Raw genomic sequence first — 15,718 nt, forward strand, 5'->3', positions numbered from 1 at the left:
GGGGCTATGCCAGTGGATAGCCATTGGTCCGATGCTGCACCAGAATTTGTTGAAAGCGCAATCCAAGCGAGCGTTTGATCAACGCCAGCAGCTGTCGACGCTTCCTGCACTCACGCCGCGGGTGCCTCGCTCGTCCAGGGTGAAGTCGCCGCAGTCCGGGTCGCCCGCCTGCGTGCCCCGTCGCAGGGCAGTCAGGCGATAGCGGCGGGTGTCGCCCTGGGGATGCTCAGTGGCCAGTTCGTACAGCTGGTGTGTCGAGAGGCGCTTGCCGTCCGCCGAGAGCGGGTAGGTGAACGCCAGCTTCGTGGGATCGTCGGTGTACTTGCTGTATTGCGCCAGGTAGCGCTCCTGTTGGGCTGCGGCATCGCGCAGCAGGGTCTGCGCTTCGCTGCGGTTGGCCCGCAGGATGAACTGGCGGTAGCTGGGAATGGCGATACCGGCGAGCAGGGCCAGGATGGAAACCACCACCATCAGTTCGACCAGGGTGAATCCGCCAACTTTCGTGAAGTGCGGCACAGGTACCGAAGGCAGGGCTCTCATGGGTAACTCACGGGCAGGTTGTAGTTCATGATCCGCCAGTTGAAGCGGCCCTGATTCACCGGGTTGAACAGCTGCACGGGGAGACGGTTTCCATCCGGGGTGTAAAGGCTGTCGCCGATGCGGGTCACCGGTCCGTCGATGCGCATGCCGCTGGCGGCCTCGCTGAAGGAGCCGTCGCCCACCAGGTCGAACACGTTGAAGTCCAGCGCGCCGCCGGTCTTCGGGTTCACTGCCAGCAGCCAGTAGGTGATGCCCGCGCTGCAGGGGTCGGCGTTGGGTTGGCCGACGGTGACGAACAGCACGTCGCCGAGCATGAAGGGCTGGTCGAGGACCCTCTCGCCATCGGCCAGGTCGAAGTACCAGCCACGGATTCCAACGCCGCGCTTGCCACTGCTGTCCCAGGCCACGGGGGTGCTGCTCAGTTGGCGGACCTCGGTGGTGCCGGCGCTGTGGGTGACGGTTTCCCGGGTCAGTGTCTGGGCCTGCAGATCGGAAAGTTTGTTCAGCGCAGTAGGTGCGCCGGCTCCGTCGACGTGGGCGAGGTAATCGGTCTGGTCCCAGAAACCGTACAGGGACTGGCGGCTGACGGCGCCTTCCTTGTCGCCCCCCTCGAAGTACTTGCCGGTGCCGGCGATCACCAGCTGCCCGCCGCGTGGGTGCTGGGTGACCTCGCCGGCGGCGCTCAGCGGCTGGCTGCGGCTGGCAGGGATGCTGGCAAGCACGCTGGAGGCGACGTCGAGACCGGCCTGCCGGTAGAGCTGGCCCTGCAGGCTGCCGTAGTAGCGCTGGGCGAGTTCGCCGGGACTGTCGGCGCGGGTCCAGGCGACCGTGCTGCCGACTTCGCCGTCGCCAGTGGCGGACTGGCTGGCAGCGCTGATGAGTCCATCCTCCAGGCGGATCGACAGTGAGTAGCCCTTGGCGGTGTCGTAGCCGTTTCCGCTGAGCACATAGGCAACCCCGTCGGAGATGGAGATCACCGGCCGATCGAGTATGTAGCCGAAGTCGATGTCCTTGCCGTTCTCGCTGCTGGCGCTGCCTGCGTACTCCCAGAGCAGGCGGGGCTGGTCGGCGTTGGTGATGTCCAGGGCGAACAGGCCGCGCCCGCCGCGTCCGGGCGCCATGACCAGCACGGTGTGCCAGCTGCCATCGAAATGCACATCGCGGGTGACCGCGCTGCCGTCGACGTAGAAGCGGTGCAGGCTGTTGGTGTTTTCCTCCTCCGAGCGCGCGGCGTAGCGGGTGTCGGAGAGGTAGTTGAGCTGTCCGTACACGGCGGCGGGAATGAAGGCCCAGCGTTCCCGGCCGGTCTCGTCGAAGGCGTGCAGCATGCCGTCGTTGGCGCCGACGTAGAGACGACTCTCACGAGCGGCATTGGCCTGCCGGAAGGCGTCGTAGCCGGTCGCACCGGCGGCCTTCTCCAGGTAATAGGTGACGGCGGACGGTGGGCCGACGACCACGGGCGAGGAGTAGATGATGTCGCCCAGCAGATGGTTGCGGGCGCGGAAGGTGTCGCCTTCGTCACTGCGATCCCCACGTAGCCAGGCGACGCGTTTCTCTCCCAGGTGGTCCTCACGCTGGGTACCCGGAGTGCGGTTGAGCAGCTGTTGCTGCTGGGCTGCGAGGTTGCCCCAGGTGAAGGACTGCAGGTGGCCATTGGCGCTGTCCGGTGCGGTGTTGGTGTAGATGCTGCGGCTGGCCGGTGAGCGCTGGTTGAGCTGGTTGCGGAACGACAACGCGGAGTTCGCCTGGGTATTGCCCTGGGCGTCCAGGCGGTACTGCAGGAGGTCGCCGCTCCAGTCGGTGGGTTGGTAGCTGGCGCGATAGAGGTGGGTGTCGGTGCTCAGCGAGGTGGAGCTGGCGCCGGCGGCGGCCACCGCCAGCTGGTTGCTGGAGATGCTGCTGACGATGGCCTGGAAGGCCTTCACCAGTTCGCTGGTGGAGTCGGCGCTGAAGAACTCGCCGCGGGAGTTCAGCGCGCCGTGCCAGAGCGCAGCCACCTTGCCTTCGTTGGCGGTGACGGTCATGCCGTCGAGGCTGGTGCTGGCGCTTGGATTCGGCCAGCTCCGGGTGCCATCGAGCAGTTGCCGATAGGAGCCGGAATAGGTGTCGCCGTCCCACTGCAGGTACTTCAGCGTCGGGCCGAGCCCCAGGCCGACGGTGTAGGTGGTGATGTGCTGCCAGGTGGCCGGGTCGTTCTTCGGGTTCCAGTAGTCGTTGCCGTCGCGAAAGCGCGGTGGAACCTTGTTGTCCAGGTCGGTGCGGGCATCGGTGGCCCAGCCGAGAAAGATGTTGTCGGCCAGGGTGTTCGACCATTTGTCCTGGTAGGGCGCCGTCGCGGCGAAGGCGGTGCCATCGGGCAGGGTTCGCGCGGTGCCGTCGGCATTGCTGCCGCCGGAGCCGTCGCCGAAACCATCGGTCATCAGCAGGTGGTAGCTGGGCCGGCAGGCGTACTCGGTCTTCACGTCGCGGGGGCTGCCCGGCGCGCGGGCATAGGGGTTATAGGCGGTGGTATTGCCCAGGTAGTTGTTGACCCGGTTCTGCGCCGTCCCCAGGGGCGTGCCGCCGCTGGCGGCGAGGCGGCTGGTGAAGTTGAAGAAGTCTGCCTTGTGCTGGCCGGCGAAGGCCGCGAGGGTCTGGTTGCCGCAGGCCGTGGAGTTCATGTTGAAGTTGGTGTTGTAGCAGCTGTTCAGCGCCTGCCAGGTCACCCGGATGTGCTCGGGCAGGTCGAACAGCGCCAGGTTGGCGGCGGTACGCGTGGCGAGTTGGCGGGTACGGTAGAAGGAAAACCAGTTGGCGTAGTTCTGCTTCTCCTCCGCCGTGCTGACCCAGTGCGGGGTGAAGCAGGTGCGGGTGCAGGCGCTGGCGCTGGTGAACGAGGAGTCCGCCGCGCAGTTCTGCACGGCACTGAGGCTGCTGGTGGCCACATTGCGCGCGTGCGGGCAGGACGCGTTGAACTGGTAGTAGTGGGCGTAGCGCTGGTAGCTGTCGGTGCTGTTGACCGCCTGGGTCGCGTTCTGGCTGTAGCCGTTGCCGGTATTGCGGTTCAGGTCGACGGTGCCGGTCTGGATGGTGAGAAAGCCGTCGTAGTAAGCCTTGTCGAAGCTGGTGACGTAGCGCTCGCTGACGATCCGGCCGCCGCTGAAGGTGACCTTCCACGGCGCCTCGTAGGTGATGTCCGGGTTGTAGTACATCGGGTTGTAGGCGGTGGAACGGTTGGCGATGCTGTAGGAACTCATGCCATCCGGGGTGTAGGCGCTGGTCATGCTGCCGGAGTCGTCGAGGGTGACGATCAGGTTGGGCGAGACGCCTTCCACCAGGAACAGCGGCGCCTGGCTCGGGGCTGCGGCGTGCGCACCCGTGCAGGTGAGCAGAATCGCCAGGCCGGCCAGCGCGGCGAGGCGGGGTGGCGAGTGGAGCTGGTCAGCGCTGGACACGGGCGTACTCCTGTAGTCGGACCAGGGCCTGGTCGGTGATGCCGGTGGAAAGGGCATTCATCTGCAGCAGCAAGGTGCCGTTGCCCGCCAGGCAGTCGGCCATGGCACTGGAGGAGCGGCTCTCGCATTGCGCAGCGACGTACCAGCGCGGTGCGCTGCTCAGTTCCGCCAATTGGTCGGGGTTGGCCAGGTCGTTGCCTCGGTAGGTGCGCGCCCGTGGCAGCAGTGCGCTGCTGGCGGCATTGTCCGGCTCGAGCCAGAGTCGGTCGCACAGCAGTACCTGTTGCTGGTTCTGCGCGGTGCTGATGCAGGTGTCGGCCTCGCCCACGGCCATCGACGAGCTGTAGCGGGTCCGGTCCAGGGCTTCGCTGATCGCCGAATCGGCGCCGCCCAGCGCCGCCTGGTAGTCCCTCGTCTCGGCCAGGCTGTTGTCCAGCAGCAAGCCGCTGCGCAGGTTGCCCAGGGTCAGGATGCTCAGCGCCAGCAGCATGAGCAGGGCGATCAGCAGGGTCTGGCCGCGTTGCCGGTTCATGGCTGGTTCCTCAGGTAGAGCGTCTGCGCGAAGGCGCTGCACAGGCCGCGCGCGCCGGTATTTTTCGTCGCCGCGGGGTTCAGCGGGTCCTGGTAGGTGCAGTTTTCCGGCAGCAATGCGCGGGTGGAGGTGAGCACCAGGCCGGCGCGGAGCTGGTTGGTCGAGCCGACTGCGAACATCAGGTCGTGGATGCCGCTGGCAAGGGCGACCTCGCCGGCGGACAAGGCGTTGTTGGTCTTGCACAGCAGCTCGCCGTCGGCCAGTCGCAGGTGGCTGACCAATACCTGCGGATTGCCCGCGTCGTCATCGCTGTAGAGCGCGGCGCCGGTGCAGTCCTGGTGTACCTGCGCATCGCTGCGCTGAGGACGCTGGTAGCGCAGGCACAGGCCACGCCCGCCTGCATCCAGGCTGGCGACCTTGCCGGCGCCGAAGATGCAGCCGGTGGCTGTGTCGGTCAGCGCCGGGAAGGGCCCCTCGCGATCGATGACGAAGTCGTACTGCTGCTCATCGGCCTGGGTGGCGTGGCGCACCCAGGCGCTGTAGCCGGCATACCCGCTCTCGCGCTGCAACAGGTCGAGGATGAAACGGGCATTGGCCTGGTTCTGCTGCTGGGCGTGATTGAAGGCGGCGTGATCGCTGCCCGACAGGTAGATCTGCAGCACGCCCAGCAGCACCATCACACCCAGCGCAATGGCGACCATCAGCTCGATCAGGGACAGGCCGGTCTGGCGATGCGGGCTCATGGCTGGAAACTCAGTCGGTAGCGCTCGACGCCGCCGGCATCACTGCCGGAAAGGCAGGCCGCATCGTCATCGTCAGCGGTGGTCGGGCTGCCGGCCTGGCAATTGCGGCTGTGCCAGGCCAGCTGGATCAGCAGCAGCGGCTGGCGCGAACCGGCGTCGCAGACCTTGCCGTCACTGCTGGGGCAGATGAAGGTGGCGTCGCTCAGCAGCGCATCGTCGGTGTTGAGCTTCAGGCGCAACTGTTCGACCCAGCAGGCCAGTTCGCGCCGGGCCCGGTCCGCCTTGCCCAGGCCGCTGGTGGCGCAGCTCTGGCCGCTGCCGAGACTGGGAAAGCTGCTGCCGGCCGGAACCAGGTAGGCCGCGTCGGTACTGAGCTTGCCCTTGCTGACCAGCGCCTCGCGATTGGCCTGGATGCTGCGGGCGAGGTCTGCGGCCAGCAGGAGGGCGTTCTGCCGCTGCTGGCTGTCGTGGCTGTAGGCGATGCTGCGGCTCTGCAGGGCCAGCAGGCCGAGCAGGGCGACGCTGGTGAGCATCACCGCCACCATGACCTCGATCAGATAGAAGCCCCGCTGAACCGCACGGGATCGGCGCGTCAGTCGCATGGAGCCACCGCTCCGCCGCGCTGCAGGCAGACCTTGCTCGAATAGCTGCCTGCGGTCAGGGTGAAGACTCGCGGGAAGCTGCCGCTGGCGCTGCTTGTGGCGATGCCGTTGCCGTCGAACTCCAGTGGTCCCGCCTGTTCCTGGGTGATGAGCACCGCGCCGGAATCGTCGAGCCGGGTCCTGCGCAACTCGATCTCCCGATGGCCCTCCAGATCGCCGCCGCGCATTCGACCGATGCTCAGTTCGGAGGTCCAGTCTCCGCTGCTCTGCGGAGTCACTCGCACCGGCTGCTGGCCGATCTGCGCCTGGGCGCGGGCGTATTGAAGCACCGCGACCAATTGCTTGCCGGTGCTCTGGGCACGGTTGCGATTGATCAGCAGGTCGAAGGAGGGCACCGCGATGCCCAGCAGGATCGCCAGGATCGCGATGGTCACCATCGCTTCGATCAGGGTGAAGCCACGCTGAACAGGCAGGGGGCTGACCGGAGCGTGCAACTGAGTGTTGGGTGAATCCATCGTCTCGCCATCGTCATGAAGCGCCGTGCGCGGGCGCTTCCTTTCGTGCGCTGGGCACGGTCCTTGATGGCGTGGTTTTTATCGCGACGGGTGGCGAGGGTGATTTAAGACGATTCTTAAAGACGGCGGCCCGCTGCGCGGCATGTGGTCGCGTTCACGCTGCGGGCGATGCAGGGCTGCCCGCCTCAGCCACCGACAAGAAAGTTGCCAGACCTGCCGGCGCTCTCGCCCTCCAATGCGGGGAGTTCCGCCTCGTCCTTCAGGTTCACCCCCGACAGCTGCCGGCGGCAGGCTTCGCGCATCAGGTAGAGCAGGCGGTGGGTGGCGAGGCCGTAGCTGAGGCCTTCCAGGCGCACGTTGGAGATGCAGTTGCGGTAGGCATCATTCAGCCCGACCTTCGGCGCCCAGGTGAAGTACAGGCCCAGGCTGTCGGGCGAGGACAGGCCGGGGCGCTCGCCGATCAGGATCACCACCATCTTCGCCCGCAGCAGCTCGGCGACTTCGTCGGCCACGGCGACCCGGCCCTGTTGCACCAGCGCGACCGGCGACAGGCTCCAGCCTTCATTGCGCGCCTGCTCCTCCATACGCTGGAGGAAGGGCAGGCTGTGACGCTGCACGGCCAGCGACGAGAGACCGTCGGCGATCACCACGGCGAGGTCGTAGCCCTGGGGATGGCGGTCGGCGTGGCGGCGCAGGATGTCCGCCGATTCCTCGTTCAGCCGGCGGCCCAGGTCGGGGCGTTGCAGGTAGGTGTCGCGGTCGGCGGCGGCGCTGTGCAGCAGCAGGGTGTCGCGGCCGCGCTCGGCCAGTTGCGCGGCCAGGCCATCGCGGTCGAAGGGCAGGTGCACGGCGTCGCGCGCCTGGGCGTGGGCGAACTGGAAGTCCAGTTGCGCGCCAGTAGGCAGGCTGGTGCCGGCGCGGCCCAGGGCTATGCGCGCGGAGGTCAGGCGGCGCAGTTCCTGCCAGGGGTTGGGGGTGAAGCTGTCGCTCATCGAAGACTCCTCAACTCAGGACAGCTGCGCGAGCGCGTGGCGGAAGGCGCCGGGGAGCTGGCTGGCCATGTGTACGCGGCCGTCCTGCTGGCGGAGGATTTCCATGCGCGCAAGCCATGCCTCGAATTCCGGTGCCGGCCGCAGACCCAGCGTCTGGCGCGCGTAGAGTGCGTCGTGGAAGGAGGTGGTCTGGTAGTTGAGCATCACATCGTCGGAGCCGGGGATGCCCATGATGAAATTGATGCCGGCCACGCCCAGCAGGGTCAGGAGCATGTCCATGTCGTCCTGGTCGGCTTCGGCGTGGTTGGTGTAGCAGATGTCGCAACCCATGGGCACGCCGAGCAGCTTGGCGCAGAAGTGGTCTTCCAGCCCGGCGCGGATGATCTGCTTGCCGTTGTACAGGTACTCCGGGCCGATGAAGCCGACCACGGTGTTCACCAGGAACGGCTTGAAGTGCCGCGCCACCGCGTAGGCGCGGGTCTCGCAGGTCTGCTGGTCGACGCCGTGGTGGGCGTTGGCCGACAGCGCGCTGCCCTGGCCGGTCTCGAAGTACATCAGGTTGTCCCCCAGCGTGCCGCGTTTCTGCGACAGACCGGCCTCGTAGCCTTCCTGGAGGATCGACAGGCTCACGCCGAAGCTGGCGTTTGCCGCTTCGGTGCCGGCGATGGACTGGAACACCAGGTCCAGCGGCGCGCCCCGGTTGATTGCCTCGATGGAGCTGGTGACGTGGGTGAGCACGCAGGACTGGGTGGGAATCTCGTAGCGCTGGATGATCGCGTCGAGCATCTCCAGCAGGGTGCAGATCGACTGCAGGCTGTCGGTGGCCGGGTTGATGCCGAGCATGGCGTCGCCGTTGCCGTAGAGCAGGCCGTCGAGCACGCTGGCGGCGATGCCGGCGGGATCGTCCGTCGGGTGGTTGGGCTGCAGCCTTGTGGACATGCGCCCGCGCAGCCCCATGGTGTTGCGGAAGCGGGTGACCACGCGGATTTTCTGCGCGACCAGCACCAGGTCCTGCACTCGCATGATCTTCGATACCGCGGCTGCCATTTCCGGTGTCAGCCCGGGCGCCAGGGCGCGCAGGCTGGCTTCGTCGGCGGCATCGCCGAGCAGCCAGTCGCGCAGGCCGCCCACCGTGAGGTGGCTGACCGGCGCGAAGGCTTGGCGGTCGTGGCTGTCGATGATCAGCCGGGTGACTTCGTCACTCTCGTAGGGAATCAGCGCCTCGTCGAGGAAGTGCTTGAGCGGGATGTCGGCCAGCGCCATCTGCGCGGCGACGCGCTCGGCGTCGCTGCCGGCGGCGACCCCGGCGAGGCGGTCGCCGGAGCGCGCCGGGCTGGCCTTGGCCATCACCTCGCGGAGGCTGTCGAAGCGCCAGGTCTGGCCACCGACGCTGTGGACGAATCCGGACATGGCGCTACTCCTCAGCCCTGGCTGGCGAACGATGCGTCAGTGCCGCGATTGAGGCTGATGACGATGCTGCAGATGGAGCAGCCGCCGATCATCAGCACCAGGAACACCGAGGCGATGACGCTGTTGAACCAGAGCATGGCGGCCAGGCAGACCAGCGCCAGGACCAGCGCGATGGCCGGCACCACCGGGTAGCCCGGTGCGCGGAAGCTGCGCTCCAGGTCCGGCTCGCTGCGGCGCAGCTTGAACAGGCTGAACATGCTCATGATGTACATGACGATGGCGCCGAACACGCTCATGGTGATCATCGCCGCGGTCAGGGTCATGCCTTGCAGGCTGATCAGGCCGTCACTGAATATCGCCGCGATGCCCACGGCGCCGCCGGCGAGGATGGCGCGGTGCGGGGTCTGGAAGCGCGACAGCTTGGCCAGGCTGCGCGGCAGGAAGCCGGCGCGGGCGAGGGCGAAGAACTGCCGCGAGTAACCCAGGATGATGCCGTGGAAGCTCGCCACCAGGCCGAACAGGCCGATCCACACCAGCATGTGCATCCAGGTGGAGTTGTTGCCCACCACGGCTTTCATCGCCTGCGGCAGCGGGTCGTTGATGTTCGACAGGGCGCGCCAGTCACCCACGCCGCCGGCGAAGATCATCACGCCGATGGCCAGGGTCACCAGGGTCAGGATGCCGGCGATGTAGGCGCGCGGGATGGTGCGTTTGGGGTCTTTCGCCTCCTCGGCCGCCATGGCCGCGCCCTCGATGGCGAGGAAGAACCAGATGGCGAAGGGGATCGCGGCGAAGATGCCGGCCATGGCGGTGGAGCCGAACACATCCGAGCCGGCCCAGCCGTTGAGCACGAAGTTGCTGAAGCTGAAACCCGGCGCGACCACGCCCATAAATACCAGCAACTCGGCCACTGCCAGCACCGTCACCACCAGTTCGAAGGTGGCGGCGATGCTCACGCCGAGGATGTTCAGGGTCATGAAGATGAAGTAGGCGCCGGTGGCCGCCCACTTCGGATCGAGGCCGGGGAACTGCACGTTGAGGTAGGCGCCGATGGCCATGGCGATGGCCGGCGGGGCGAAGACGAATTCGATCAGGGTGGCGATGCCGGCGATCATCCCGCCGGTCTTGCCGAACGCCCGCAGGCTGTAGGCGAAGGGCCCGCCGGCGTGGGGGATGGCGGTGGTCAGTTCGGTGTAGCTGAAGATGAAGCAGGTGTACATCACCGCGACGATCAACGTGGTGACGAGGAAGCCCAGGGTCCCGGCGGCGGCCCAGCCGTAGCTCCAGCCGAAGTACTCGCCGGAGATCACCAGGCCCACGGCGAGCCCCCAGAGGTGCAGGGTGCCAAGCGTTGGTTTGAGTTGTGATGCGCTCATTGTTGTTATTCCTCTTCCGCAAGGGATAGGCCGCAAGTGGGGCGGGTCGCAGGGGCGTGGACGGATACCTGAGGCTCGATGGTAGTGGCGCACTGCCGCGCAAGACTTGACCGCTGGAACCGGCTTTCGCCGTGCAGGGTCAACTGGTTGTTACCCATCGCCCCATCGTGTGCGCGGTGCTCGCTTCTGGTGCCGGAAATCGCCTGTCTGCCCCGCGCTGTGGCAGCTGCAGGCCAGGCGTGGCGCCGTGTCGGGGTTGTTGGTAACGGATCGGCGAGGCACGGGATTTGCTTTGTTTTCTCGTTCCCTGTTCCCGCGTGCGACGTGCCCCGAGCACCTCATAACAAGATCGGTAACCGACATGAGCCAGCCTCTGTTTTCCCCGTCCGGCCTGAGCCTGCCCCTGGCCAGCAACATCGGCGTGCTGTCCGCTGCCGCCAGCGGCCTGGGTCGCTTCATCGGCGACCAGGGCGGCGACATCGATCGCGTCTTCGGCCGCGCCGGTATCGATCCCGAGCGCCTGCTGCATCCGACCCTGAGCCTGGCGCTGACCAACTACTGCCAGGTGCTGGAAGAGGCCGCGCGACAGTCGGGCTGCGACAACTTCGGGCTGCGCTACGGCGAGCAGTTCCGCCCCCGTGAGCTGGGCCTGCTGGGCTACGTCGGGCTGTGTTCGGAGACGTTGGAAGAGGCGCTGAAGAACTTCGCCGCCGCTTTCCCCTATCACCAGCACGACACCCTGATCCGCCTGGTGGATTGCGGGGAGTGCTATCGCTTCGACTACCAGGTTCGCCACGGCGCGATCCTTGACCGCCGCCAGGACGCCGAGCTGACCTTGGGCATGGCGCTGAACCTGATGCGCCACGCGCTCGGCTCCGAGTGGGCGCCGCGCGCGGTGAGCTTCGAGCACGCGCGTCCAGAAGGCTGGCAGGAACATGGCCGGGTGTTCGATGCGCCGGTGCTGTTCCAGCGCGGCTGCAATTCGATGCTGATTCCCAAGCGCGACCTCTACGGGCGGCAGATGCCCGAGCGCGACGCCAACTTGCTGTTCCTGGTGCAGGACGTCATCCGTCGGCTGGGCGAGCAGGGCGGTGCGCCCAATCTGGTGGAGGACGCCGGCACGCAGATTCGCCTGGCGCTGGCGGATGGCGAGCCGTCGCTGGAGATCATTGCCGAGCAGCTGGAGCTCACTACCGCCGGCCTGCAGCGGCGCCTGCGCGAGGCCGGGCTGAGTTTCAGCCAACTCGTGGAAAACACCCGCCGTGAGCTGGCGCTGCACTACCTGCGCCAGCCGCAGCGGCCGATCTCCGAGTTGGCGCCGCTGCTGGGGTATTCCGAGACCAGTGCGTTCTCCCGCGCCTTCCGCCGGTGGTTCGGGGTGAGCCCTCGGCAGTGGCGTAGCGACGCGCATTGACCAGTTCTTCGTGGGGCGCCGGCTATGCCGGCTGCCTGCATGCGGATCGCGGGCGTGGCCCGCTCCTACAGGTTCGCGATGACTTTCCCGCTGGCATAAAAAAGCGCGGCCCGTGGGCCGCGCAAAAGATCGATTCGGGGGAGACCGCCCGGCTCGTGCCGGGCGGATGACTCAGGAAAAACTCAGAAGAAGCCCAGCGGGTTGATGTCGTAGCTCACCAGCAGGTTCTTGGTCTGCTGGTAGTGGTCGAGCATCATCTTGTGGGTCTCGCGGCCCACGCCGGATTTCTTGTAGCCACCGAAGGCGGCATGCGCCGGATACAGGTGGTAGCAGTTGGTCCACACGCGGCCAGCCTTGATGCCACGGCCCATGCGGTACGCACGGTTGATGTCGCGGGTCCAGACGCCCGCGCCCAGGCCGTACTCGGTGTCGTTGGCGATCGCCAGCGCTTCGGCTTCATCCTTGAAGGTGGTGACGCCCACCACCGGCCCGAAGATTTCCTCCTGGAACACGCGCATCTTGTTGCTGCCCTTGAGCAGGGTCGGCTGGATGTAATAGCCGGTGGACAGGTTGCCATCGAGCTTCTCGACCGAGCCGCCGACCAGGATCTGTGCGCCTTCCTGCTGGGCGATGTCGAGGTAGGAGAGGATCTTCTCGTACTGCTGCTGCGAAGCCTGGGCGCCGACCATGGTGTCGGTATCCAGCGGGTCGCCGCGCTTGATCGCCTTCACCTTCTTCATCACCACGTCCATGAACTGCGGGTAAATGGACTCCTGCACCAGCGCGCGGGACGGGCAGGTGCACACCTCGCCCTGGTTGAAGAAGGCCAGCACCAGGCCTTCGGCAGCCTTCTCGATGAAGGTCGGCTCGGCCTGCATGATGTCTTCGAAGTAGATGTTCGGGCTCTTGCCGCCCAGCTCCACGGTGGACGGAATGATGTTCTCGGCGGCGCACTTGAGGATGTGCGAGCCCACCGGAGTGGAGCCGGTGAAGGCGATCTTGGCGATGCGCTTGCTGGTGGCCAGCGCTTCACCGGCTTCCTTGCCGAAGCCCTGGACGACGTTGAGCACGCCCTTGGGCAGCAGGTCGCCGATCACTTCCATCAGCACGCAGATGCCCAGCGGGGTCTGCTCGGCCGGCTTGAGCACCACGCAGTTGCCGGCGGCCAGGGCCGGGGCCAGTTTCCAGGCTGCCATCAGCAGCGGGAAGTTCCACGGGATGATCTGCCCGACCACGCCCAGCGGCTCGTGGATGTGGTACGCGACGGTGCTGTCGTTGATCTCGGCGGCGCTGCCTTCCTGCGCGCGGATGCAGCCGGCGAAGTAGCGGAAGTGGTCGGCGGCCAGCGGGATGTCGGCGTTGAGGGTTTCGCGGATCGGCTTGCCGTTGTCCCAGGTCTCGGTGACGGCCAGCAGTTCCAGGTTCTGTTCGATGCGGTCGGCGATCTTCAGCAGCACCAGCGAGCGGTCCTGCACCGAGGTGCGGCCCCAGGCATCGGCGGCGGCGTGGGCGGCGTCCAGCGCCTTGTCGATGTCTTCGGCGGTGGAGCGGGGGAATTCGGCGATGGGCTGGCCATTCACTGGCGAGGTATTGGTGAAGTACTGACCCTTCACCGGCGGGACGAATTCGCCGCCGATGTAGTTGCCGTAGCGCGCCTTGAACGAAACGATGGCGCCTTCGCTACCGGGATGGGCATAACGCATGGTCGGATCTCCTGGGTCTTGTGCTTGTTGGGGAGGACGTTGATCAAGCGTAGAGCAAGGGCCGGGCCATGCCAGTGAAAGGCACGTCGCGCATGGGCTGGGCGGGTGGCTGGTGAGGCTCCGGAAAGCGCGCTGTTACGCCTCTGGCACAGTGCCTCGTGACACTTTGTCCCGTTTCCGTGACAGTCGTGACCTGACGGTCGGCCGGGCGTTGCATTGGGCTGGCGCGTGGGGGATGCTGTCCTGCGTTCTGCTGAATTGTCCTACAGGATTCGACAGAGCCTCGGGGCTGCCTCCCCGTCCCCAAGCGGAGAACAACAAGAATGCGCGCCAACGATTTGAGCCGCCACGCCCGCCAGGTCATGACCGTGGCCGAGGGCAAGGCCCCCGCCGGTGCCCCCGGTGCGGACCCGTCGATCGCCCGCTCCTGGATGCGCTGCCTGGAGCAGTACCACCTCGACCCGGCGCAGCCCATGGCGCCGGCCGTGCTGGAACACGCGCGCATGCTCGAAGTCCGCGAGCGCCACCGCCAGGTGCTGGAGATCGCCAGCGACGAGATGAACAGCCTGCACCAGCAACTGTCCGGCGCCGGCCATGCGGTGCTGCTCACCGATTCCCGCGGGGTGATCCTCAACTGCGTCAGCGAAGCCGCCGAGCGGCGCACCTTCGAGCAGGCCGGGTTGTGGCTCGGCGCCGACTGGAGCGAAGCCCGCGAAGGCACCAACGGCATCGGCACCTGCCTGGTGGAGCGCCAGGCGCTGACCATTCACCAGGACGAACATTTCCGCAGCCGCCACACCGGGCTGACCTGCTCGGCCAGTCCGGTATTCGACCCGCAGGGCGAACTGCTGGCGGTGCTCGACGTTTCCTCCGCGCGCCGCGACGTGTCGCGGCAGAGCCAGTTCCACACCATGGCGCTGGTCAACCTGTCGGCCAAGGCCATCGAGAGCTGCTACTTCCTGCGCCATTTCGAGGACCAGTGGCTGCTGCGCTTCCACCTGCAACCCGACGGCCTCGGGCTGTTCAGCGAAGGCATGCTGGCCTTCGGCGGCGACGGGCGCATCCGCGCGGCCAACCAGAGCGCCATCAACCTGCTCGGCAGCCGCCGGGAAAGTCTGATCGGCCGCTCGCTGGAACAGTGCTTCGATTGCCGGCTGGACGACCTGTTCAGCCGCGCCGACCCGCATCCCAACGCCAGCTGGCCGCTGCGCACCCACGCCGGGCGCACCCTGTATGCGCTGCTGCGCGGCAAGCGACCCATTGCCGCCGCGCCGGTCCTGCCGCGCGCGCCCCTGGCGAAAGGCTTGTGCATTGACGACCCGCAACTGGCCCACGATTTCCGCCGTGCGCTGAAGGTCTACGCCCACGACGTGCCACTGCTGCTGCAGGGCGAGACCGGCACCGGCAAGGAGGCTTTCGCCCGCGCCGTGCACCTGGGCGGCGAGCGCGCCGGCAAGAGCTTCGTCGCGCTGAACTGCGCGGCGATTCCCGAGACCCTGATCGAGAGCGAGCTGTTCGGCTATCGCGGCGGCAGCTTCACCGGTGCGCGCAAGGAAGGCATGCGCGGCAAGCTGCAGCAGGCCGACGGCGGCACGCTGTTCCTCGACGAAATCGGCGACATGCCGCTGGCGCTGCAGACCCGCCTGCTGCGTGTGCTGGAAGAGCGCCAGGTGGTGCCCATCGGTGGTGAGCCGCAGGATGTGGATATCCGCCTGATCAGCGCCAGCCACCGTGACCTGGAAGCACTGGTAGCCGCCGGGCAGTTCCGCGAAGACCTCTACTACCGCCTCAACGGCCTGGTGGTGGCGCTGCCGCCGCTGCGCGAGCGCGAAGACCGCGGCGCATTGCTCGACCACTTGCTGGCCGAGGAGAGCAAGGGCCGCAGCGTGCGCCTGGATGACGACGTGCGCCGGCACCTGCTGGACTTCCCCTGGCCGGGCAACGTGCGCCAGTTGCGCAACGTGCTGCGCACGCTCTGTGCGCTGTGCGACGGCGGCCGCATCCAGATGGCCGACCTGCCGCCTGACCTGCGCCGCGCGCCGGCTGCCGCTGCCGCTGCCGCTCCGGTCGCCTTGGCCGGGGAGGGCGGTGACACCCTCGGCGTGGCCGAACGCACTGCGCTGCTGGAAGTGCTCGAAGCGCAGCGCTGGCACATCAGCCGTGCCGCGCAACAGCTGGGCATCAGCCGCAATACCCTGTACCGCAAGCTCAACCGCCACGGTCTTAGCAGGAAGAGTCTCTCGTAGGATGGGTGGAGCGAAGCGATACCCATCGATACCGGGCACCGGGTCAGCATGGGTATCGCTTCGCTCCACCCATCCTACGGTTCACGCTCGTAAGCGGATTCTGCTCCCACCGGGAACCGCCTCCCCACCTCGTCGTCTGATGCCCCGGCGGCGGGCCGCGCGGGGGCGCGCTGTGCTACTCTGCCGCCCATTCGAAGCGCCTTGAAAGGCT

Annotated in this window: 12 protein-coding genes; 2 read left to right on the forward strand and 10 right to left on the reverse strand. The window is 67.1% G+C overall.

Features of this window, described 5'->3' with window-relative positions; translation table 11 throughout:
• Positions 1–78: 78 nt before the first annotated feature.
• The 9 genes from ABKS89_RS04280 to eat all read right to left on the reverse strand — a co-directional run bounded on the left by ABKS89_RS04280 (position 79) and on the right by eat (position 10,144).
• Positions 79–540 (reverse strand): type IV pilin protein, encoded by a 462-nt coding sequence (locus ABKS89_RS04280; protein WP_348589639.1) that lies wholly within the window; start codon positions 538–540, stop codon positions 79–81.
• Positions 537–3,974 carry a pilus assembly protein gene (locus ABKS89_RS04285; protein WP_348589637.1) on the reverse strand — a complete coding sequence of 1,146 codons (3,438 nt, stop codon included), beginning with the start codon at positions 3,972–3,974 and terminating at the stop codon, positions 537–539. The genes ABKS89_RS04280 and ABKS89_RS04285 overlap by 4 nt, the downstream gene beginning before the upstream one ends.
• Positions 3,961–4,506 carry a hypothetical protein gene (locus ABKS89_RS04290; protein ID WP_138212095.1) on the reverse strand — a complete coding sequence of 182 codons (546 nt, stop codon included), beginning with the start codon at positions 4,504–4,506 and terminating at the stop codon, positions 3,961–3,963. Before ABKS89_RS04290 ends, ABKS89_RS04285 begins: the two co-directional genes overlap by 14 nt.
• Complete coding sequence (locus ABKS89_RS04295) at positions 4,503–5,249, reverse strand: PilW family protein (protein ID WP_348589636.1); 747 nt, start codon at positions 5,247–5,249, stop codon at positions 4,503–4,505. The genes ABKS89_RS04290 and ABKS89_RS04295 overlap by 4 nt, the downstream gene beginning before the upstream one ends.
• Positions 5,246–5,851 carry a type IV pilus modification protein PilV gene (gene pilV / locus ABKS89_RS04300; protein WP_348589634.1) on the reverse strand — a complete coding sequence of 202 codons (606 nt, stop codon included), beginning with the start codon at positions 5,849–5,851 and terminating at the stop codon, positions 5,246–5,248. Before pilV ends, ABKS89_RS04295 begins: the two co-directional genes overlap by 4 nt.
• Complete coding sequence (locus ABKS89_RS04305) at positions 5,842–6,366, reverse strand: GspH/FimT family pseudopilin (protein ID WP_348589633.1); 525 nt, start codon at positions 6,364–6,366, stop codon at positions 5,842–5,844. The genes pilV and ABKS89_RS04305 overlap by 10 nt, the downstream gene beginning before the upstream one ends.
• Positions 6,367–6,551: 185 nt before the next feature.
• The gene (gene eutC, locus ABKS89_RS04310; protein ID WP_348589631.1) at positions 6,552–7,358 is read right to left on the reverse strand and encodes an ethanolamine ammonia-lyase subunit EutC; all 807 of its coding nucleotides are present in this window, start codon (positions 7,356–7,358) and stop codon (positions 6,552–6,554) included.
• A 15-nt stretch (positions 7,359–7,373) separates the two neighbouring features.
• On the reverse strand, positions 7,374–8,768 hold the full coding sequence (locus ABKS89_RS04315; protein WP_348589630.1) for an ethanolamine ammonia-lyase subunit EutB: 1,395 nt from the start codon (positions 8,766–8,768) through the stop codon (positions 7,374–7,376).
• Positions 8,769–8,779: 11 nt separating this feature from the next.
• Positions 8,780–10,144: an ethanolamine permease gene (gene eat / locus ABKS89_RS04320; protein WP_138212101.1), complete on the reverse strand. Its 1,365-nt coding sequence runs from the start codon at positions 10,142–10,144 to the stop codon at positions 8,780–8,782.
• 361 nt (positions 10,145–10,505) lie between these two features.
• Here eat and qhpR point away from each other — a divergent pair, with 361 nt between their 5' ends.
• Complete coding sequence (gene qhpR, locus ABKS89_RS04325) at positions 10,506–11,558, forward strand: AraC-like transcriptional regulator QhpR (protein ID WP_138212102.1); 1,053 nt, start codon at positions 10,506–10,508, stop codon at positions 11,556–11,558.
• A gap of 182 nt (positions 11,559–11,740) precedes the next feature.
• Here the strand turns inward: qhpR and exaC are convergent, their stop codons facing one another.
• On the reverse strand, positions 11,741–13,261 hold the full coding sequence (exaC, locus tag ABKS89_RS04330) for an acetaldehyde dehydrogenase ExaC (protein WP_138212103.1): 1,521 nt from the start codon (positions 13,259–13,261) through the stop codon (positions 11,741–11,743).
• 323 nt (positions 13,262–13,584) lie between these two features.
• On the opposite strand from exaC, the gene ABKS89_RS04335 reads away from it, so the two are divergent.
• A complete protein-coding gene (locus ABKS89_RS04335; RefSeq protein ID WP_348589628.1) occupies positions 13,585–15,507 on the forward strand; it encodes a sigma-54-dependent Fis family transcriptional regulator in 1,923 nt (640 codons plus the stop codon).
• Positions 15,508–15,718 lie beyond the last annotated feature (211 nt).

Source organism: Pseudomonas sp. LABIM340, from assembly GCF_040017195.2.
GTDB lineage: Bacteria > Pseudomonadota > Gammaproteobacteria > Pseudomonadales > Pseudomonadaceae > Pseudomonas.